Here is a 20137-nt window from a genome sequence, read left to right on the forward strand (position 1 = left end):
CCTGTTCACAAAACAAAACTGAAACGTAATTTTGTCGCTGCAAAGATATTAAAATAGTCCATAGTTGACCCGTGAAACGGCAATGGCAGACCATTAAAACATACATGTCGGGAATTTATTTACATATACCTTTTTGTAAACAGGCTTGTTACTACTGCAACTTCCATTTTTCCACCGTTCTGTCGGGAAAGGAAGCCATGGTAAATAGTTTGCTGGAGGAAATCAGCCTGCAAAAAGACTACCTGGGCCAGGAGCCGGTGCACACGATTTATTTTGGCGGCGGAACTCCCAGCCTGCTGGATGCTGTTCAGCTACAAGCGCTGCTGGCAAAACTACGCGCCACTTTCCCTGTAGCCGCCGATGCAGAAATAACGCTGGAGGCCAACCCCGATGATCTTACTGCCAACAAGCTGACCATGCTGAAGGAGATAGGGATTAACCGGCTCAGTATAGGCATACAATCTTTTCATGAGGCTGACCTGGTGTGGATGAACCGCGCCCACAACAGCCAACAGGCGCAGGATTGCATACGGCTGGCGCGGGAAATAGGATTTGAGAACCTTACCATTGACCTCATTTATGGAGGGCCTACTCTTGGCGATGAGGGATGGGAGCAAAACGTACAACAGGCTATTGCGCTGGGTATTCCCCACTTATCCTGCTATGCGCTCACCGTAGAACCAGGAACTGCCCTGGACCATTTTATCAAAAAGAAAAAAATGGCGCCCACAGACCCTGATAAAGCAGCCCGTCACTTTGAAATGTTGATGCAATGGCTGGAGGCAGCAGGGTATGAACATTATGAAATTTCCAATTTTGCCTTGCCCGGATGGCACTCCCGCCACAACAGCAGCTACTGGCAGGGGAAATCGTACCTGGGCTTGGGCCCGTCAGCCCATTCGTTCAACGGCATATCCCGGCAATGGAACATCGCCAACAATGCCCTGTATATAAAAAGTATTGCTGCCGGTAAAGTGCCTTTTGAAATGGAATCGCTCTCCACCTCCATGCAGTTCAACGAATACATTATGACGGCCCTCCGCACATCTGCCGGCTGCCACCTGGAATGGGTGGCCGAAAAATTCGGTGCCGACCTGGTCAATCATTTAATCACCAATAGTCAATCCTTTATTGCAATAGGCCGTATGGAGCGGATAGGGGATACGCTGCGCTTAACCAAGGCGGGAAGGTTATTTGCTGACGGTATCGCAGGAGATCTGTTTATATAAAAAAAGCAGCGGGAATAAGCTTCCCGCTGCGTGCAACTTTTATCATCACCCCGAGTTACCAACCCAGGATATAGGCAAATATCAACGGTGCTACGATGGTAGCATCTGATTCTACGATAAACTTAGGTGTGTGAATATCAAGCTTACCCCAGGTAATTTTTTCGTTAGGCACCGCACCGGAGTAGGAGCCGTAAGAAGTAGTAGAGTCTGAGATCTGGCAGAAATAGCTCCAGAAAGGTACATCTGTCCACTCCAGATCCTGGTACATCATAGGTACTACGCAGATGGGGAAATCACCTGCAATACCACCACCAATCTGGAAGAAACCTACACCTTTACCAGCGGAATTAGCGCGGTACCACTCAGACAAGAAAATCATGTATTCGATACCGCTCTTCATGGTAGACGTTTTCAGGTCACCCTTAATGCAGTAGGAAGCAAAAATATTACCCATGGTGCTGTCTTCCCATCCTGGAACTATGATAGGAATATTTCTTTCTGCGGCGGCAATCATCCAGCTATTCTTAGGATCGATTTCGTAATGTTCCTTCATTACACCACTCAACAGCAGCTTGTACATAAATTCGTGCGGGAAGTAACGTTCGCCCTTTTCTTCTGCTTCTTTCCAGATTTTATAGATATGTTTCTGGATGCGGCGGAAAGCTTCCTCTTCGGGGATACAGGTATCTGTAACGCGGTTAAAGCCTTGTTCCAGCAGGTCCCATTCTTCCTGGGGGCTCAGGTCGCGGTAGTTGGGAACTCTTTTATAGTGTGTATGTGCTACCAGGTTCATGATATCTTCTTCCAGGTTTGCACCGGTGCAGGAGATGATATCTACTTTACCCTGACGGATCATTTCAGCGAAAGAAATGCCCAGTTCAGCCGTACTCATGGCACCGGCCAATGTCACCATCATTTTACCACCTTCCAGTAAATGTGTTTCATATCCCTTGGCAGCATCCACCAATGCAGCGGCATTAAAGTGGCGGTAATGGTGCTGGATAAATTGAGAAACGGGTCCCTTGTTCATGTCATTTAATCGTTTATACATTAACAGTCTGGCTAATAAGCCTTAACAGGGGGCAAAGTTAAGATAATTTTTGAAGGGGATGGGTACTGTGCATAAAACAAAAAAGCCCATCGCAAAAGCGACGGGCCCTGTATTTTTAACACTACTAAAACTAAGCTTTTTTCAGACGGCTTTGTATTTTGAAATTGGCGTCCTGGTCAGTTTTAACGACGGTCCAGGTATCGCTGTTTTCCAGGGTGACAAAGTAAATTACGCTATCTTCTGCGGTATATTCTACTACGCAATAGATGCTGTTGCCAGGGAACTTTTTGTTTAACCGGGCAGACACTTTCAGCGGCAGCTGATCAGCCTGCAGGTAGCGGGAAGTAGCCATCAGGGAGCCATCTTCCTTATAAAAGGCAGTTACCTTGGTATTACTCAGCGTAAACTTTGCGGTGTAGGTCCTGTTATCTTCCGTGTACCATTTTACATCGGTGGCGCCGGTAAATGCTTCATTAAATGCGCTGTTAATCTTGTTATTAACAGTTGTTTCATAAGGTGCGGCCAAAAGTACATTTGCACTCAGTAACAGGGCAGCACCAACGAGGAGGATAATCTTTTTCATGGCGGAAAAATTTTATGTTGTTAGTGATTTTTCGTTTTTGATGTTTTTGATTTGATGAGTCAAAGCTACACCGGGAAGTGGCCAGTGGTCAAGGTATACTTTACTGGTGGAGGCACTAGATTAGTTGGGCTATCCGCTTATGGACGTCCGCCTGACCGGTGGTGAACACCCGGCAATTCAGACCAGCCATAGCATGTCTGTTGGTGCCAACTTGCCAATGTTGCATGGCGCCGAGTTAAGAAAGTGTTAAAATGGATAAGATCTCTGTTAACAAATGACTTTTAGAAATAAAGTCCGGGAATTCTAACCCGTTGAGGTCCAGGCCTCTTCGCATTTCGCCCTATTGGGTATAAATGCGTACCTTGCTTTTATGAACCACCTGGCTCACGCTTATCTATCTTTCCGGCAACCTGGGCTGATTACCGGTAATCTTATTGCTGATTTTGTAAAAGGTCATAAACACTTATCGGCTTTCCCGGCAGACATACAGCAGGGTATCCGGTTACACCGGGCGATTGACACATTTACGGACCAACACCCGGTAACAGGCAAGGCTAAACTTTTTTTCCGACCCTCCTGCGGGCTATATAGTGGCGTGTTTACTGATATCGTATACGATCACTTCCTGGCCAATGATACCAGGCGTTTCAGTAATGATGACCTGTATTCGTTTGCACGTTACGTTTATAGTGAAGTTAACCGGCAGGCTGCCATTCTACCACCGTCGTTTCTCCGGATGTTTGATCATATGCAAACCTATAACTGGCTGTATAACTACCATACTACCGACGGGATTGCCCGTGCCACCAGGGGAGTAGCACAGCGGGCAAAATATTTGCAAGCAGACGGGAATATGGTATTTGCTGTTTTCATGGAACATTATAACGCGTTGAAAATGTGTTATGAAGAATTTTTCCCTGCGTTACAGGCGCACGCAGAAAACTGGTTACAAATGGAAAACCGCTAACAGCTTGTTAAAAGGCGGATACGTTCTTTTCTGATTCCTTAAAAATAGGTAGGTTTGCGCCCATTACATTTACAGAAAAAAGCTTTCCAGGATGATGAACAAAGTTCTCCTTTTTGCCTTTGCAGCAGGCTTACTCAGTCTAAACGCCATGGCGCAGGATAAAAAACTACCACCACTCGATGCCAGCCCTATGGATATGGCCTACTACCCGGTAATGTACCCGTATGTTGTAAAAGTAAAAGGCGAACCAGGATCATTGGTCGCCAGGGTTGTTTACAGCCGGCCGCAAACCAAGGGCAGGGAAATTTTTGGCAACCTGGAAGAATATGGTAAAATATGGCGTTTGGGAGCCAACGAAGCTACTGAGATCGAATTTTTCCGCCCTGTAACCATTGCCGGTAAAGGTATTCCAAAAGGCCGGTATACCCTGTATGCTATCCCCACAGAAAAAACCTGGACCATCATCCTGAATAAAGAAACGGATATATGGGGCGCTTTCAAATACGACCAGAAAAAAGATATTGTAAGGACCGCGCTGCCGGTAGCGTCACTCGATACTCCTGTAGAGGCTTTTACTATGGTGTTTGAAAAAGCCGATCCGGGCGCCAACCTGATCATTGCCTGGGATAAAGTAAGCGTTAGCCTGCCTATCAAATGGTCGGATACACCGGCGAAGAAAAAGTAGGTATAGCACTGATTATAAAGCTATTGAGGCGAAGAGAAAAGTATATTTTCTCTTCGCCTCAGTTATTTATATAATAGCATTTTACTTAAAAAGAAAAAGCGGTAAGAATACCGCCTTAAGAATTTTAACCATATCCTATGAAAAACCTATTACGAAAGTAGGCGGATTATTCTTACGTGCAGGCGGCTAATTGGTGAACGATATAAAAATGTTCGTAACCGTTACAATTTATACGATCATATCATAATATTAGCTAAAATAGACAAGTGTCTCCTCTCATCAATTGGGCTCAGTTCAATCGCAAAAACTAAAGTATATTTGGAAACCACCAGAAATTGATCATTTAAAACTTAAGACATGAAGCTGGGAACCAAACTCATACACGCAGGTGTAGCCCCCGATCCTTCTACCGGCGCTATTATGACGCCTATTTTTCAAACTTCTACCTATGTGCAGAGTGCACCGGGGGTACATAAGGGCTATGAATATGCTCGGACCCAGAATCCAACCCGCGACGCTTTGCAAAATGCATTGGCAGCCATTGAAAATGGGACACATGGTATCTCTTTTGGCAGCGGGCTGGCGGCCACTGATGCGGTGATGAAATTATTGAATCCCGGCGATGAAGTGGTTGCTACCAACGATCTGTATGGAGGCACCTACCGTATTTTTACGAAGGTATTTGAACGCTATGGCATTCGATTCAAGTTTATCGACATGTCTGATGCACAGAATATTGAAGCGCATATCACTCCCCAAACCAAGATGATCTGGCTGGAAACTCCCACCAATCCACTTTTGAAGATTATTGACATCGCTGCCTGCGCCCAGATAGCACGGAAAAGTGAATTGATACTCTGCGTAGACAACACCTTTGCCTCGCCTTACCTGCAAAATCCGCTGGACCTGGGAGCTGATATTGTACTGCATTCTGCTACCAAGTACTTGGGAGGCCATAGCGATGTGGTGCACGGCGCCATCATTGTTAAAAATGAAGCCCTTGCCCAACAGCTCTATTTTATCCAGAACAGTTGTGGCGCGGTACCAGGTCCGCAGGACTGCTTCCTGGTATTACGCGGCATCAAAACATTACATGTGAGGATGCAACGTCATTGTGAAAACGGTGTAGTGGTAGCCAATTTCCTTCGCAATCATCCTAAAGTTGATAAAGTATACTGGCCTGGATTTACCGACCATCCCAATCATGAAATAGCCAAACAACAAATGCGTGGCTTTGGAGGTATGATGTCTTTTACCCTGAAAGACGATAATATAGAATCTGCCAACCGTATACTCAGTCATACTCACCTGTTTTCACTGGCGGAGTCGCTGGGAGGGGTAGAATCCCTGATTGGCCACCCCGCCAGTATGACCCATGCCTCTATCCCCCGCGCAGAGAGGATAAAAAACGGGCTGGTCGACTCCCTAATACGGTTGAGTGTGGGCATTGAAGACGCCAGCGACCTCACCGAAGATCTGGCAAATGCTATTGGATAGTAATAATTTTAATTGTTATCTGGTAAAAATTATCTTTACCGGAGCGTAAATATTTACCCTAACCATATCCAGCCTCTTTCCCGTTAGCAACGGGAAAGGCAGGTAGTGATACACGTGATTTAACTTATGAAGATCCAGAAACTAAGGGAGTTTTTAGATGCTAAGGCTGCATATTACAATCACCCGGACTTTATTGCAAATGATCCTATTTGCATACCGCACCGGTTCAGTGTATTGCAGGATATTGAAATTGCAGGGCTCTTTGCCGCTATATTGGCCTGGGGCAACCGAACCAGCATTATCAATAAGTGCACGGAACTGATGAAGATGATGGATGACGCACCATATGACTTTATCCGTCATCATCAGCCCATGGATCGGATGAAATTACTTTCATTCTGTCATCGTACCTTCAACGGCCTGGACCTCCTTTATTTCGTAGAGTTTCTTCAGCATTATTACACTAACGTAACATCGCTGGAATTTGCCTTCAGCGCGCATATTACGCCGGAAGATGAAAATGTGGAGAAGGCCCTGATAGGATTCCGGAAAGTATTTTTTGCACTAGAACACCCGGAAAGAACGGGTAAACATATTGCCACTCCTGCCAAAAATTCGGCCTGTAAACGACTGAACATGTATTTGCGCTGGATGGTAAGAAAAGATGAAAATGGCGTGGATTTTGGGCTTTGGCGTTACATATCGCCGGCTCAACTGGTATGCCCGATGGACGTACATGTGAGCAGGGTAGCCGCCAGACTGGGTTTAATACCGGAAGCGAAGGCCGATTGGAAAACAGCCGCCGCACTCACCCACCAGCTCAGAAAGCTGGACCCCGACGATCCGGCAAAATACGATTTTGCCTTGTTCGGTCTTGGCGTCATTGAGAAATATGTTTGATTTAATTGAAAAAATAATGAAAAGATTTTTGGGACTGATAACGATGGTAGTAACGCTGGCCTTATCTGCCAGGGCGCAGGAATATGTAGACTTGAAATACCGTTTTGAAAAAGGTCAGCTGTTTGAATTGGAACAGAAAAGCAGGAGCGAAACCTATATGACGGTAAATGAAGTAATGCAACGTACTACCCGGGACTATAACAACATCATCAGTATTGAAGTGACCGATGTACAACCCGGCAAAACCACGCTCACTTTTCGTTACAAAGACCTGAAATTTAATTTCAACGCCAAGAACCAAAACATCTTTGTGGATGCAAAGGTGACCAACGACAAAGAACCCTTCCAGGCTGGTCTGAAAAAAGTATTGGACCAACCCTTTACCGTGGAAATACAAACCAGCGGTATTATCAATAAAGTAGACGGTTTAGACGCCATTCTTGATAATGCTGCCGGCGCCTTCAGCTCTCTGAAACAAGATGAACAGGAAGCCTATAAAAAGCTAATGAGAGACCAGTTTGGTACCGATGCCTTCCAGGGCTGGCTGGAGCAACTGCTCATTATGTACCCTGCTCATGGCATTAAAACAGGTACCCAATGGGAAGAAAACGTGCCCCTGCGCGGCGGCCTCATAGGCCGGGTAGACCTATACTGGAACCTCCAGACCTGGGATGCGGAAACCGCGAAAATAGGCGGCACCAACAAAATAAAAACAGATAAGATCCAAACACTGACCCTGGAAGACGATATTAAGGCTACCGCCGAAATCAGCGGAACTACTTCTTCCAACTATCTCATCGACCGTGGCAGCGGATTGCCCCGCATCTGCGTACAAAATACAGATATGGCAGGCGATTATACCTATAAGGTTAATAAGGCCAAACGTATTAAACACGACCTGAAAGTACCGGTGAAAGTAGTGACCAATGCCTCCTACAAAATTAAACGCATGAAATAATGACGGCAGTACCCGCCCAATATCTCCAGGAAACAGCGCTATGGACACAGGAACACTTCGACATTAGTGTACCCGTAAAGGTAAGTGCCGAACAATTGGAAGAAATACTGGCGAAGAGGCTGGAAACACTGATCAGCGAAAACTTTCAGCAGTTTATATTCCTGCTGTACCGGGTGGATGTATCAGAAAAGCAAGTGAAAGAAATATTGGATACGGCTGCCGCAACCGGGGCCGATCCCTATAAACCAATTGCCGCGCTTATCATAGCGCGGCAATTGCAGAAAATTATCTCAAGGGCAACCTATAAACAGGATCATCTGCCGGATGACGAAGAAAGATGGTAATACCTTCTTTCTTCACCATACCGGGATATTAAAACATCAATTCTTTTACCTTCTCCTTATCTTCTTTTTCCTTATCCAGGTCGAACACGGTACCAAATACCCGGTCCCATACAGAAGAACTTACGCCAAATCCCAGGTCTTCACTCTTATAGTGATGCAGGTGATGGTTGCGCCATAAGGGCTTCATAAATTTAAAAGGAGGGTTCCAGGCGTGAATAGCATAGTGCATGCTGCCATAAATCAGGTATCCAAGGATAAAGCCCGGGAAAAACATAAAAGTGATCTGGCGCAGAAAAATGTATTGGGCGCCAAATATAACAGACGCCAATATCAGGCTGGGTACCGGCGGCATAAACAAGCGTTGCTTATCCCTGGGGTACTCATGGTGGTTGCCATGCATTACATAAATAAAGCGCTGCACTTTAGGCTTATCGCTTGCTAAATGGAATATAAACCGGTGCATGATATACTCAAAGAACGACCAAAAGGCCATTGCTCCGATAAACACACCGAATACCGTACCGGGTGAAAAACCAAGCGTGTTATGGCTATAGTAAAGCATATAGCCGATAATGGGTAAATACAATCCCCAGATCACAAGCGGATGCGTTTTGGTAAGCATCTCCAGATACTGGCTTTCAAATAATCTTGCCTGTCCTTTGTTCTTAATCTTTTCAAATTTCATAACTCCGAAGTTTAGAGTGCAGTTACGGGATATGAATAAAACCTTGCTTATAACTCCCAGACCGCCACGTCAAAAACAATACACATTTCAGATATGGCCGGACCGAACGCAAAAATACAACCTTCAGGTAGTATTCCGAACACCCAATCAGTCTATTGGGTTATAAATAATATTTATCAGGTAGCTATGTTACTCCCCGTAACGAATATGGAATGATTGCAAGTCGGGTACATACTTTCGCTTGCGTTGTAATTCATACCGGTAAATAATTTCTCCCACTTCCCTGAAAAAAGGATATCCGTCTTCTTCATATTCGTATTTGTCATCATTCAAAATACCATCCCGGTTAACGTACAGGTTCCCCGTGAGCATAAATTCCACTTTGTGTTCAAAATCAACAATATATGCTGCATCTGTCAGGAAACCGTATGACCAGCCAGCCTTATTAAATACACGTATATACGGAGGAATGTTCCGCTTACCATCTTTGAAAAAGAAGAATTTGGTGTAGCTGTTAAAGTATTCTGCCGTATCATATTTCGGCCACTGCGTTTCTGAAGGGTATTGCGACATATACTGGTACAGAAAACGATAGTCCTCCGGGCTGAGATTGAATCGTTGCGCCACCGGTACGGAAGCCGGAAACAATACTGCCTGTAACATACGCTGCAAGGCCATTAGCGGGAAATAATTATGCCTGGTAAAGTCCATTGGTGAAAATATCAGCTTATCGTCCTTGTCGAGGTAGCCATGGCCTATAAACACTTTACGGCTGTAGTCGAAAGCCAGGGTATCGAACGCAGCTGGTTGTTCGTATACCAACTTCCCGTTAGCCTCAAAGCGAATTGGATTTGTATGCCGGTTTTCCTCTTCCGATAATGGCATAAATCGCCGCACAATACGCACTTTCCCATAATCTTTCCCCCATAGCTTTTCATGAATAGCCTGTTGGCCGATAAACTCGTACAACCTGTTATAGGCATCATTATCACTGATAAGGAATATTTTTTTAATATAATGATAGATAGAAGGAAGGCCATTGGCCGCCGAACTATCGGTATGTGCTATTACCTGGCCGGACCAAGCGCTATCGGTGAACATGGGTGTATTACCTGTGAGGCCGGGAATATCCAATGTATGCAGCTTTTCCAATGCCAGCAGTGCAATAGGCAACTTTACAGAGCTGGCAGGATTGTAGTATAAACTATCATCTACATGGAAATAATAATTTTTAAAATGGGGTATATTATTCACATCCCGGTCAATCTCCGTATAAATAAGCTGATAACGGAATGAATCGGGGTATTGCAGTATATGCCGTAAAGCCGGGGAACCTTCCCGCCTCAGCAGATTTTCCAGCAAGGTATCTGTGCGGGACTGCGCCGGGAGAGCTAGTGAGTAACACCAGGACATTAAGAATAGTAAACAGCAACGCATATACGATCGATCTGTATATAAATATAAAGCAATTACCTGGCTGCTAACAGCATTTTTATGCAGACATTTTCCAGGTTAGGCATTTCTCTTTAGGATTTATGAAAAAATACCCCCTGCATTTAAAGGCCCTCCTTATATTTGGTACTTCATACAACCAGAACAATTATCAACAACCATGAAATTAGTAAGCTATTTAAGAGAGGAAACAGACCAGCTGGCCATTTTAGTAGATGGGCTGCTATACAATGCCCAGGAGCTGCATCCTGATTTGCCTAATAATATGGGAATGTTCCTGATGATGTGGGAAGATGTGATAGACATTGCCAAACAGGCCGATGCCCATTTGAAAGCCGGAAAGAACCCTACGAGGGCTACCGGTGTTCCCGTAGGCAGTGTACAGTTACTTTCCCCGGTACCTTTTCCAACCTCCTGCCGCGATGGATATGCTTTCCGGCAGCACGTTGCGGCGGCCCGCCGCAACCGTAAGGTACCCATGATCCCGGAGTTTGACCAGTATCCTATCTTTTACTTTACTAACCATAATGCTATCCAGGGCCCTGGTGATATTCACTGTATGCCGGACCACTTTCAGAAATTGGATTTTGAACTGGAAGTAGCCGTGGTGATCTGTAAAGCAGGCCGTAACATCACCGCCGCAGACGCGGATGATTATATTGGCGGCTATATGATTATGAATGATATGAGTGCCCGCACCCTGCAAATGGAGGAAATGCTGCTGAACCTGGGGCCTGCAAAAGGGAAGGATTTCAGTACTGTAATTGGCCCTATGCTGGTTACCCCGGATGAACTGGAATCGCTGAAAGTACCGGCCCAACCAGGTCATACCGGCAATAACTATAACCTGAAAATGACCTGTAAGGTAAATGGTATCCAGGTAAGCGAAGGAAATATGGGTGATATGGACTGGACCTTTGCAGAAATCATAGAACGCTGTGCCTACGGCGTCAATATTCTCCCGGGAGATGTTATTGGCAGCGGCACGGTGGGCACCGGCTGTTTCCTGGAACTGAACGGTACCGGTAAACTTAATGATCCCGACTATACCGAGCAATGGTTGCAAGCCGGCGATGTAGTAGAAATGGAAATTACCGGCCTGGGTATCCTCTCCAATACCATTGTACGGGAGGATAGTGATTTCTCAATACTGGCACTCAAGAAAAAAGGATAATATGCAGGTAGATCCTTCCCAGATAAAAACAAGTGAACTGCATGCTTACTTGCTGGGCGCTGTATCACCGCGTCCTATCTGCTTTGCCAGCACCCTGGATGCAGACGGCCGGCCTAATTTATCGCCCTTCAGCTTTTTCAATGTATTCGGATCCAATCCACCCACGCTGATATTTTCGCCTTCCCGGCGGGTACGTGATAATACGGTAAAGCATACACTCGAAAATGTATATGCTACCAAAGAGGTAGTGATCAATGTAGTGAGCTATGCTATGGTACAACAGGCCTCCCTGGCTAGTTGTGAATACCCGGCGGGTGTCAATGAATTTGAGAAAGCAGGCTTTACTCCGATAGCTTCCGAAAAGGTAAAGCCATTCCGGGTAAAAGAGAGTCCGGTGCAAATGGAATGTATTGTAAAACAGGTGATTGAAACCGGCCAGGGTGGGGGAGCCGGTAACCTGGTGATTTGCGAGCCGGTAATGTTGCATATCAATGAGGCCATTCTGAACGAACACGGCAAAATAGATCCACATAAAATAGACCTGGTAGCCCGTATGGGCGGCGACTATTATTGCCGGGCCTCCGGCAACGCCGTGTTTGAGGTAGCAAAACCCAATACCCAATTGGGTATCGGCGTAGATGCCTTACCGTTGGCAATCCGTCAGAGTCATATTCTCACCGGCAACAACCTGGGTCAACTGGGCAATGTTCATGAGATTCCTTTTGTAGATGCCTCCTTTCACGATGATCATCTCAAAAATATAATTCAATATTATAGTGTTACTCCCGATGAAATGGAAAAGGAGCTACATTATTATGCCAAGCAGTTGCTGGATGATGGAAAAGTAGCGGCGGCCTGGCAGGTATTGCTCACAGCGGCTGTAAACCAGCTGTAGTATTATGGGCATAAAAAAGCAGCGATGAATAGATCATCGCTGCTTTTTTATGCGGGCACAAGTTACTTTGCCCCAAATACTTTTTTCAGCAAATCGGTGGTCCTGGCCGCAGGATTAGCGCGGATAGCTACTTCTTCTTTTGCAATCTGGTCAAACAGGGCATTTACCGCCATAGTGGTTACATAGTCCTGCAGGTCGGGATTCACTTTATTGAAAGTAGTAGGCAGTTTGTTATAAGATGTTACGATATCTGAATAATAACGGGTGGCACTGGTACTGTCCAATGTCTTCCTGATCACAGGAGAAAATGCCGCCTTCAGGGAATCCGTTGTTTTGTTTTTAAAGAAATCTGTTGCCGACGTGTTACCACCTTTTACCAGGTTTACAGCGTCGGTGAGGGTCATTTGTTTGATAGCGGTCACAAAAATAGGCGCTGCATAACCTACTGCTTTTTCAGCGGAGCGGTTAATTTGCAGGATGGCCTTATCCACCTGGCTGCCCAAACCTATTGCCCGCAGGGTATTACCAATCTTCACAGCATCTGCAGGGAGTAATAATTTATAGACATCACTGCCAAAGAAACCATCTTTTTTATTCAGCTTGGCGATACCGGCTGCTACGCCTTTTGCCAGGGCTTCCTTAATGGCAGAACCGGCATCTGATTCGGTTAATGCCGCCAGAGAACCACCGGAACCGTTGCTGCTGCTGTTATTGTTGGCGGTAGTACTTTCGAGTTTTTCACTCAGTTTCTTCAGGAATTGGGCCTGAGTTGCCTGCAGGCAGAAGAAGCCCAGCAGTACCAATAAAGAACGTTTAATCATATAGTTATTATAAATATTAATATCTGTAAAAGTATAAATTATTCGTGTAATGTCAACAACGGTAAATGTGTCTGGTAGGCCAGTTTAGATGTACGGCTCCGTTTGAAAATACCTTCAAAAAGGCCATGTTTTTTAGGGATGGTCAGGATGATATCCGCCTTATTCTCCTCTGCAAATTCAACAATTCCTTCTACTACATCGGGATTATCGATAAAATGGTATACCGGGTTGAAATCTTCCAATAGCGTATCCAGCAACATGGTTTCAAAAGGTGTATCTGTGCTGAAATGCCGGCTTTCATGGTCTATATTGATAACATGTAACTCGGCATTGAATATATGCAGCAATTTTTTGAGTGGTTCTACCGGGGTGGTTTCTGCAATTTTGCGGAGGTCTACGGCAAATACAATTTTTTCAATAGGCTTGTACTTTGCACCGCCAGGCACTATCAGCACGGGGTAACTGGTGTTTTTTACCACATCAATGGTATTAGAGCCTACCAGTACTTCTTCCAGTTTACTACCACCTGTGATTCCCATTACGATCAGATCCGCTTCTTCATTCTTACATACTTCCTCGATCGTAGCCGCCAGCAGGGTATTATCTGCCCGTATTACCAATGTAGAACCGGGGGGAACCAGTGTATCCAGCTCCTTTTTCATTTTCTCCAAGCCTTCTATGCTGGCTACCCGCAGGTCGTCTGGATTTACCATGGGAATCATGGTGGGAATATCAGGAATGGGCACTATCAATTCGTAGGCGTGGTACAATACGATGCGGGTTGTTCCCAGATTCCGGGCCAGCGATAAAGCGTAGGTAGCAGCGTTGTAGGCCGTATCTGAAAAATCGGTGGGTACTAAGATTGTTTTCATATGGCTACTTTTAAGATACCGATAAGTATTACTTAAAGTTAACGATGTGTGTTGGTTTATGAACGGTTTAAGAAAATTTAATGCCAGAAAGAGCTGAAAGCATAAAGCGGAAAGCAAAAAGCGATTATAGCGAATGAACTTTTGCGGATAACTACCCGCATTGATCAATCGATATAATCGCTTTTTGCTTTCCGCTTTATGCTTTCAGCTTTATTTCTGTTGTTCCGGCTTCATTTGCGGGAAGAAGAGCACATCCTGGATAGACGGCTGATTAGTCATCAGCATGGTTAAACGGTCGATACCTATACCGATACCGGAAGTAGGCGGCATACCATATTCCAGGGCGCGCAGGAAGTCGTAGTCGATGTACATGGCTTCATCGTCGCCACGTTCCATCAGTTCCACCTGTTCTTCGAAGCGTTCGCGCTGGTCGATAGGATCGTTTAGCTCACTATATGCGTTAGCGATTTCCTTTCCGTTCACCATCAGCTCAAAACGTTCAACCAGACCTGGTTTGCTACGGTGTTTTTTGGTGAGCGGGCTCATTTCTACCGGGTAATCGGTGATAAAGGTGGGTTGGATGTAGTTTCCTTCACATTTCTCTCCAAAAATCTCATCGATCAGTTTGGCCTTACCCAATTTAGGATCTACGTGGATGCCCAGTTGCTTGCACACTTCGCGGAGTTGAGCTTCATCCATTGTGGAAATATCAATACCGGTATGTTCCAGGATGGATTCATACATAGATACGCGGCGGAACGGTGCTTTAAAGTCGATCGTTTTATCGCCTACCTGTACAGTGGTGGTACCATGTAAGGTGAGTGCAATTTTTTCCAGGAGGGACTCCGTAGTACGCATCATCCACTCGTAGTCTTTGTACGCGGCGTACATTTCCATTACGGTAAATTCCGGGTTATGGGTACGGTCCATCCCTTCGTTACGGAAGTCTTTTGCAAACTCGTATACGCCTTCAAAACCACCTACGATCAGGCGTTTGAGGTATAATTCGTTGGCAATGCGCAGGTATAACGGCATATCCAGCGCATTATGGTGTGTAATAAATGGCCTTGCGGTAGCGCCGCCGGGAATTGGCTGCAGGATCGGCGTTTCTACTTCCAGGTAACCCAGGTTGTTATAGAAATCGCGGATAGTTTGCATGATTTTGGTGCGTTTAATGAACACCTCTTTCACTTCCGGGTTGATGACCAGGTCGGCATAACGCTGGCGGTATTTGAATTCCGGGTCGGTTACTTCGTCAAACACCTCACCTTCTTTCGCCTTTACCACCGGCAGCGGGCGCAGTGATTTGGCCAGGATCGTGATTTCTGTGGCGTGAACGGATGTTTCACCGGTTTTGGTAATAAAGGCGTATCCTTTAATACCTATAAAATCGCTGATGTCCAGCAGTTTCTTAAATACAACGTCGTACAGCGTTTTGTCTTCACCCGGGCAAATATCATCTCTGCGGATATATACCTGGATACGGCCTACGCTATCCTGGATAACGGCAAATGCCGCCTTTCCCATATCACGAACGCTCATGATACGGCCAGCCAGGCATACCTGCTGGAATTGTTCTTTGGTTTCTTCCGAATAATTGGTTTTTATATTAACGGAAGTATCATTAACCGGGTACTCCGCTGCAGGGTAGGGGTCTATGCCTAAATTATGCAGCTCCTGTAATTTTTCCCGGCGTATAATCTCTTGCTCAGATAATTGTGTCATGTAGTAAGTTGTAATTGCCAATTGGAGTGCAAAAATAATAAAAAGGGCTGTAAGACTACAGCCCTCTTATTTTTTGACCATATCCTATGAAAACCAATTTAAAGATAGCCGCTTCTACTGCTATTTACAGCCAGATTTACCAGATGCGGGGAATTCCTTCATATTTGGTCGTATTTGGCGAATGGCTGGCTTCCGGGAGGTCCGTTTGTGTAAATTGTTGCGGCTATTTTTGAGTTATGCTTATTTTCGTTCGCTAAGAGCAACAAAAAAAACAGCCTGATTTCTATTTATTATGAGAAGCGAACAATGGTTTAAACCAACCTCCATTGGTGGTGTAGCGCTCCTGCTGCTGACCACCACCCATTTGGATGCACAACAAAAGCCGGATCTTACTTTCGAAGAAGCATTTAAAGGTAAAGCTACCAATATCACTAAGCCCTTGCCGGCTATCCGTGAGTGGGTAGATGGTGAACATTACCTGGAAATGCGTCCCGACGCGGCTACCGGCCGTATGCAGGCCTGGCAGATCGATGCCCGCACCGGCAATGCCACCATCTATACAGCGCCAGTAGATGGGCCCAGTGTAGAAGTACGCGATAAAGATGTATTCTATAAAGCCGCTGATGGTAATAGCACCCGTTTAACCAATGATGCTGCGGAAGAAAAGAACCCTACTTTATCTCCAGATGGAAAATATGTAGCATTTACCCGTAATAACGACTTATACAGCATAGAAATAGCTACCAAAAAGGAAACCCGTTATACCACCGATGGTTCGGACGTGATCTATAATGGTTGGGCATCCTGGGTGTATTATGAAGAAATCCTTGGCCGTCCTACCCGCTATCGGGCTTTCTGGTGGAGCCCCGACAGTCGGCAGATTGCCTACATGCATTTCAACGACAGCAAAGTGCCGGTGTTCCCCATCTATAGTGAAAAAGGCCAGCACGGCTACCTCGAAAATACCCGCTACCCCAAAGCAGGCGATCCGAATCCTGCTGTAAAAGTAGGCGTAGTAGCGGTTTCGGGCGGCGCCACCATTTGGGCCGATTTTAATGAAAACGATGATCAATACTTCGGTATGCCCTTTTGGACTGGTGATAGCCAGCAACTCTGCATGCAATGGATGAACCGCGGCCAGGATAACCTGAAAATATATAGCATCAATCCCAAGAGCGGCGCCAAAAAAGAAATCTATGATGAAAAGCAAAAAACATGGATCGACTGGTTTGATGCGGTACCTTTTGTACAAAATGGCCAAAGCTTCCTGATCCAAAGCGATAAAACCGGTTGGTCGCACCTTTATCTATATAACCTGGACGGCTCTCTGAAAAAACAACTTACTTCCGGTAACTGGACCGTGAAGGAGGTGATAGAGATCGATGATAAAAACCAGGTGATCTACTTCACCGCACGCAAAGAAGCTTCTACCCGCTTTGATCTGTATAAGGTAAGTATGAAAACGGCGGCTATCACCCGTCTTACCCATGGCAACTATAATAATAGTATCAAGATGGCGCCGGGGGGCAAATATTTCATCACCACCTATTCCAACCTGCAAACGCCTTCAAAAATGGCATTGGTAGATAACAATGGCAAGGTAGTGCGTGAGCTGGGCGACAGCAAGGGAGAGCGTTTTGACAGCTATAACCTGGCCAAAACTGAATTAAAAACTTACCAGACCCGCGATGGGCTTACCTTACCGCTCACTGTTACCATGCCGGTACATATGGAACCAGGTAAAAAATATCCGATCCTGATCAGTATTTATGGCGGACCTAATGCCGGCACCGTATATGACACCTGGAAATTTACGCCGGTGCAGCAATGGTGGGCGCAGGAAGGCGTAATACAGGTAGCGATCGACAACCGCAGCAGCGGGCAATTGGGCAAAATGGGCATGAACTATATCCACCGTAAGCTAGGTATACATGAGATTGAAGACTATATGGATGCCGCCATGTGGTTACGTTCCCAGCCTTGGGCCGATGGTAACAAGATATGCATAACCGGAGGCAGCTTTGGTGGTTATATGACCTGTATGGCCCTTACCTACGGAGCAGACGTATTTACGCATGGTATGGCTAATTTCGCTGTAACTGACTGGCAATTATATGACAGCCATTATACCGAGCGCTATATGGACACCCCGGCTGAAAATCCTGAAGGTTACAAAGCCACTGCAGTAATGACCTATGCTGATAAATACAAGGGGCTCATTCGTATTACTCACGGTACTATGGACGATAACGTACATCTCCAGAATTGTATCCAGCTGGTTGACAAGCTGGAAAATCTGAACAAACATTTTGAGCTGATGGTATATCCCGGTGAGCGTCACGGATGGGGCGGCCTAAAAAGTGTACATTCTGCCGGCGAATCTTACCGCTTTATATATAATAACCTCCTGAACAAGGCCTACCCGGCGCAGTTCCAGCCATAATTTATTAGTAGAAGCCAATAACGGCTTGGTATGCAGAAACACGCTTGTATCTGTATATCAAGCCGTTATCGATTTTATGATGTTAAGAAGTCTGGAAAAATAAGTAGAGATGGGGCTATAAAGTGGGAGGTCTTAAAAAAGAAACAGGGCTGCAAGACTACAGCCCCGAAAAATTTTAACCATATCTTTATTGAAAAACCTATACCAAAGGTGGCCGTTTTTTACGACACTGCAGTGCGCATTCTAGTGAACGGTATATTTTATCCGGTAAACGCGAGAAAAAGGAGGGTGAACGTAAGGGGGTAAAAAATACTTCATGATAACTTAATATGCGTCTTTTCCTCCCAATAAATTGATTATCAGTTCAAATAGATGTTTAAACAAATATTTGGCCTAAAAGTGTGCCTAAGAGCGAGAAAGAATAAAAAAAGGGCTGGTAAGAATACCGCCCTTGTAATAATTTTAACCATATCCTATGAAAAACCTAGAACAAAGATATACCGGGGAATTTTGTCTTAGGTTTCATTTCCGTGAACGATGAATTATTGTTCGTAAACAGATGATAATGGATAATGTGCAGTCATATTATTTTAATAATAATATTATTATTATTTAGAATTAGAAATATAAAATATTCATTATGAATTATTAATCAGTAAAAAAATAGCAAATACTGAAAACCATTAGGCAATTCGTTGGCCATTCTTTACATTCTTATCTGGTTGAAGTAATACCACTTCTTTATGATCGCCTACCACTCCCAATACCAGGCATTCTGATATAAAATTGGCGATTTGCTTGGGAGGGAAGTTCACAACAGCAACTACCTGTTTGTTGATTAGGTCTTCTTTCTGGTAAAGTGCGGTAATTTGTGCAGAAGATTTTTTCAGACCCAGTTCAGGTCCAAAATCGATCAGCAACTGGTACGCCGGGTTACGTGCTTTGGGAAAATCATTTGCTTCGAGGATAGTGCCTACTCTTATTTCTACTTTTTCAAAATCCGGCCAGGTAATCGTTTCCATCTTTTATTGAATTATTTCTGGCAATATAACAAACCGCAATGGGACCCACAACCTCGAACGAGACTTTATTGTGTGGAAAAAATAAACCGACTTTGTTTAACAATCAGCGGGATTTAAATGTTATGAACGGAAAAAACTAACCTGCTTCATATAGCAAACTGGCATAATTATTGACTTTTTACCGCAAATTTTAGGTTAAAAAATAGGTTAAAGCGAAAGAACCCCACCTGCAGAGGTGGGGTTCTTTCGTATAGCGACTTACGTTAGCCAAATCAGTTTAAGGCAGTGCTATCCTCTACGGTAATAGGACCGCTTACCTTCAATATTTTCTTTTCAGTAAAGTCTTCGTTAGCTTCGAGTCCCCAGCCATGCAGGGAATCGGTAGGCGTAGTAATAAATACTTCTTTGGTAGAATAGAAGATTTTCCGTTTGGGATCCCAGTTTAATTCATTGGTATTCAGTTTTTCGCCTTTCTTATTGATGACTACCACGCTGTCTGTCAGGTATACATTTCCTTCTGCCTCCAGGTACTTCCCTTTTTTGGCAGAAAGGGTACTTTCAATGCCGAGGCTGTCGTTGTACATCAGTACACGCAAACCGTTATTGAAAGCCACATAAGAGGGCTTATCAAGGCTGCGTTCCATGGTGGGGGCCAGGAGCTTTGCATTCACTTTACCGCCCTGACTGAAGATGGTAACAATATCGACTCCGTTTTCGGTGGCCGCTTTTTTGGAATCGAATTCCATTACCGTTTTCAGGTCGTTTTCGCAACTACTAACGGCAACGGCTATTATGAGAAATAAGCAAACTCTTTTAATCATTTGAGCATATAAT

General features: G+C 44.9%; 19 protein-coding genes. 10 read left to right on the forward strand and 9 right to left on the reverse strand.

From position 1 onward, the window contains the following. The first annotated feature begins 104 nt into the window (after positions 1-104). Entirely contained in the window at positions 105-1229 is a 1125-nt protein-coding gene (gene hemW, locus HGH90_RS18465; RefSeq protein WP_169191688.1) for a radical SAM family heme chaperone HemW, read from the forward strand. A gap of 55 nt (positions 1230-1284) precedes the next feature. Here the strand turns inward: hemW and HGH90_RS18470 are convergent, their stop codons facing one another. Together HGH90_RS18470 and HGH90_RS18475 are read right to left on the reverse strand one after the other, a co-directional pair. Further along, on the reverse strand, positions 1285-2259 hold the full coding sequence (locus tag HGH90_RS18470; RefSeq protein WP_145662804.1) for a deoxyhypusine synthase family protein: 975 nt from the start codon (positions 2257-2259) through the stop codon (positions 1285-1287). Positions 2260-2410: 151 nt separating this feature from the next. After that, entirely contained in the window at positions 2411-2863 is a 453-nt protein-coding gene (locus HGH90_RS18475) for a hypothetical protein (RefSeq protein WP_168764747.1), read from the reverse strand. A gap of 370 nt (positions 2864-3233) precedes the next feature. On the opposite strand from HGH90_RS18475, the gene HGH90_RS18480 reads away from it, so the two are divergent. The 6 genes from HGH90_RS18480 to HGH90_RS18505 all read left to right on the forward strand — a co-directional run bounded on the left by HGH90_RS18480 (position 3234) and on the right by HGH90_RS18505 (position 8214). Continuing rightward, positions 3234-3830 (forward strand): ACP phosphodiesterase, encoded by a 597-nt coding sequence (locus tag HGH90_RS18480; protein ID WP_168764748.1) that lies wholly within the window; start codon positions 3234-3236, stop codon positions 3828-3830. 91 nt (positions 3831-3921) lie between these two features. Continuing rightward, the gene (locus HGH90_RS18485; protein WP_247679903.1) at positions 3922-4515 is read left to right on the forward strand and encodes a DUF2911 domain-containing protein; all 594 of its coding nucleotides are present in this window, start codon (positions 3922-3924) and stop codon (positions 4513-4515) included. 357 nt (positions 4516-4872) lie between these two features. Continuing rightward, positions 4873-6012 carry a cystathionine gamma-synthase gene (locus HGH90_RS18490; protein WP_168764749.1) on the forward strand — a complete coding sequence of 380 codons (1140 nt, stop codon included), beginning with the start codon at positions 4873-4875 and terminating at the stop codon, positions 6010-6012. Between the two features lie 126 nt (positions 6013-6138). Next, entirely contained in the window at positions 6139-6912 is a 774-nt protein-coding gene (locus HGH90_RS18495) for a TIGR02757 family protein (RefSeq protein ID WP_169191689.1), read from the forward strand. Between the two features lie 16 nt (positions 6913-6928). Continuing rightward, a complete protein-coding gene (locus HGH90_RS18500; RefSeq protein ID WP_168764751.1) occupies positions 6929-7870 on the forward strand; it encodes a DUF6263 family protein in 942 nt (313 codons plus the stop codon). Then, the gene (locus HGH90_RS18505; protein ID WP_168764752.1) at positions 7870-8214 is read left to right on the forward strand and encodes a hypothetical protein; all 345 of its coding nucleotides are present in this window, start codon (positions 7870-7872) and stop codon (positions 8212-8214) included. Before HGH90_RS18500 ends, HGH90_RS18505 begins: the two co-directional genes overlap by 1 nt. A gap of 28 nt (positions 8215-8242) precedes the next feature. On the opposite strand, the gene HGH90_RS18510 is transcribed toward HGH90_RS18505, so the two are convergent. Together HGH90_RS18510 and HGH90_RS18515 are read right to left on the reverse strand one after the other, a co-directional pair. Next, entirely contained in the window at positions 8243-8899 is a 657-nt protein-coding gene (locus tag HGH90_RS18510; protein WP_169191690.1) for a sterol desaturase family protein, read from the reverse strand. A gap of 189 nt (positions 8900-9088) precedes the next feature. Next, positions 9089-10312: a serine hydrolase gene (locus HGH90_RS18515; RefSeq protein ID WP_248277033.1), complete on the reverse strand. Its 1224-nt coding sequence runs from the start codon at positions 10310-10312 to the stop codon at positions 9089-9091. A 199-nt stretch (positions 10313-10511) separates the two neighbouring features. Here HGH90_RS18515 and HGH90_RS18520 point away from each other — a divergent pair, with 199 nt between their 5' ends. Further along, a complete protein-coding gene (locus tag HGH90_RS18520; protein WP_168764755.1) occupies positions 10512-11525 on the forward strand; it encodes a fumarylacetoacetate hydrolase family protein in 1014 nt (337 codons plus the stop codon). Between the two features lies 1 nt (position 11526). After that, entirely contained in the window at positions 11527-12420 is an 894-nt protein-coding gene (locus HGH90_RS18525; RefSeq protein WP_168764756.1) for a flavin reductase family protein, read from the forward strand. A gap of 62 nt (positions 12421-12482) precedes the next feature. On the opposite strand, the gene HGH90_RS18530 is transcribed toward HGH90_RS18525, so the two are convergent. From HGH90_RS18530 to lysS, 3 genes are all read right to left on the reverse strand, one after another. Further along, on the reverse strand, positions 12483-13241 hold the full coding sequence (locus HGH90_RS18530) for a DUF4197 domain-containing protein (protein ID WP_168764757.1): 759 nt from the start codon (positions 13239-13241) through the stop codon (positions 12483-12485). A gap of 38 nt (positions 13242-13279) precedes the next feature. Beyond that, complete coding sequence (locus HGH90_RS18535) at positions 13280-14113, reverse strand: universal stress protein (protein ID WP_168764758.1); 834 nt, start codon at positions 14111-14113, stop codon at positions 13280-13282. 210 nt (positions 14114-14323) lie between these two features. Next, a complete protein-coding gene (gene lysS / locus HGH90_RS18540; RefSeq protein WP_169191692.1) occupies positions 14324-15838 on the reverse strand; it encodes a lysine--tRNA ligase in 1515 nt (504 codons plus the stop codon). 292 nt (positions 15839-16130) lie between these two features. On the opposite strand from lysS, the gene HGH90_RS18545 reads away from it, so the two are divergent. Beyond that, on the forward strand, positions 16131-18281 hold the full coding sequence (locus tag HGH90_RS18545; protein ID WP_168764760.1) for a S9 family peptidase: 2151 nt from the start codon (positions 16131-16133) through the stop codon (positions 18279-18281). A 683-nt stretch (positions 18282-18964) separates the two neighbouring features. Here the strand turns inward: HGH90_RS18545 and HGH90_RS18550 are convergent. Together HGH90_RS18550 and lptC are read right to left on the reverse strand one after the other, a co-directional pair. Further along, positions 18965-19303 (reverse strand): tRNA-binding protein, encoded by a 339-nt coding sequence (locus tag HGH90_RS18550; RefSeq protein WP_168764761.1) that lies wholly within the window; start codon positions 19301-19303, stop codon positions 18965-18967. A 272-nt stretch (positions 19304-19575) separates the two neighbouring features. Further along, a complete protein-coding gene (gene lptC, locus HGH90_RS18555) occupies positions 19576-20124 on the reverse strand; it encodes an LPS export ABC transporter periplasmic protein LptC (protein ID WP_145662748.1) in 549 nt (182 codons plus the stop codon). Between the last annotated feature and the right edge of the window lie 13 nt (positions 20125-20137).

Origin of the sequence: Chitinophaga sp. Ak27, assembly GCF_012726295.1 — a bacterium.
In the GTDB taxonomy this organism is placed as follows: domain Bacteria; phylum Bacteroidota; class Bacteroidia; order Chitinophagales; family Chitinophagaceae; genus Chitinophaga.

What these genes read in the sequence shown, in the direction of transcription:
- HGH90_RS18475 (WP_168764747.1), bottom strand. Translation starts at nt 2,863, where the DNA reads ATGAAAAAGATTATCCTCCTCGTTGGTGCTGCCCTGTTACTGAGTGCA.
- HGH90_RS18495 (WP_169191689.1), top strand. Translation starts at nt 6,139, where the DNA reads ATGAAGATCCAGAAACTAAGGGAGTTTTTAGATGCTAAGGCTGCATAT.
- HGH90_RS18525 (WP_168764756.1), top strand. Translation starts at nt 11,527, where the DNA reads ATGCAGGTAGATCCTTCCCAGATAAAAACAAGTGAACTGCATGCTTAC.
- HGH90_RS18480 (WP_168764748.1), top strand. Translation starts at nt 3,234, where the DNA reads ATGAACCACCTGGCTCACGCTTATCTATCTTTCCGGCAACCTGGGCTG.
- HGH90_RS18510 (WP_169191690.1), bottom strand. Translation starts at nt 8,899, where the DNA reads ATGAAATTTGAAAAGATTAAGAACAAAGGACAGGCAAGATTATTTGAA.
- HGH90_RS18520 (WP_168764755.1), top strand. Translation starts at nt 10,512, where the DNA reads ATGAAATTAGTAAGCTATTTAAGAGAGGAAACAGACCAGCTGGCCATT.
- lptC (WP_145662748.1), bottom strand. Translation starts at nt 20,124, where the DNA reads ATGATTAAAAGAGTTTGCTTATTTCTCATAATAGCCGTTGCCGTTAGT.
- HGH90_RS18550 (WP_168764761.1), bottom strand. Translation starts at nt 19,303, where the DNA reads ATGGAAACGATTACCTGGCCGGATTTTGAAAAAGTAGAAATAAGAGTA.
- HGH90_RS18530 (WP_168764757.1), bottom strand. Translation starts at nt 13,241, where the DNA reads ATGATTAAACGTTCTTTATTGGTACTGCTGGGCTTCTTCTGCCTGCAG.
- HGH90_RS18535 (WP_168764758.1), bottom strand. Translation starts at nt 14,113, where the DNA reads ATGAAAACAATCTTAGTACCCACCGATTTTTCAGATACGGCCTACAAC.
- HGH90_RS18485 (WP_247679903.1), top strand. Translation starts at nt 3,922, where the DNA reads ATGATGAACAAAGTTCTCCTTTTTGCCTTTGCAGCAGGCTTACTCAGT.
- lysS (WP_169191692.1), bottom strand. Translation starts at nt 15,838, where the DNA reads ATGACACAATTATCTGAGCAAGAGATTATACGCCGGGAAAAATTACAG.
- HGH90_RS18505 (WP_168764752.1), top strand. Translation starts at nt 7,870, where the DNA reads ATGACGGCAGTACCCGCCCAATATCTCCAGGAAACAGCGCTATGGACA.
- HGH90_RS18515 (WP_248277033.1), bottom strand. Translation starts at nt 10,312, where the DNA reads ATGTCCTGGTGTTACTCACTAGCTCTCCCGGCGCAGTCCCGCACAGAT.
- HGH90_RS18490 (WP_168764749.1), top strand. Translation starts at nt 4,873, where the DNA reads ATGAAGCTGGGAACCAAACTCATACACGCAGGTGTAGCCCCCGATCCT.
- HGH90_RS18545 (WP_168764760.1), top strand. Translation starts at nt 16,131, where the DNA reads ATGAGAAGCGAACAATGGTTTAAACCAACCTCCATTGGTGGTGTAGCG.
- hemW (WP_169191688.1), top strand. Translation starts at nt 105, where the DNA reads ATGTCGGGAATTTATTTACATATACCTTTTTGTAAACAGGCTTGTTAC.
- HGH90_RS18500 (WP_168764751.1), top strand. Translation starts at nt 6,929, where the DNA reads ATGAAAAGATTTTTGGGACTGATAACGATGGTAGTAACGCTGGCCTTA.
- HGH90_RS18470 (WP_145662804.1), bottom strand. Translation starts at nt 2,259, where the DNA reads ATGAACAAGGGACCCGTTTCTCAATTTATCCAGCACCATTACCGCCAC.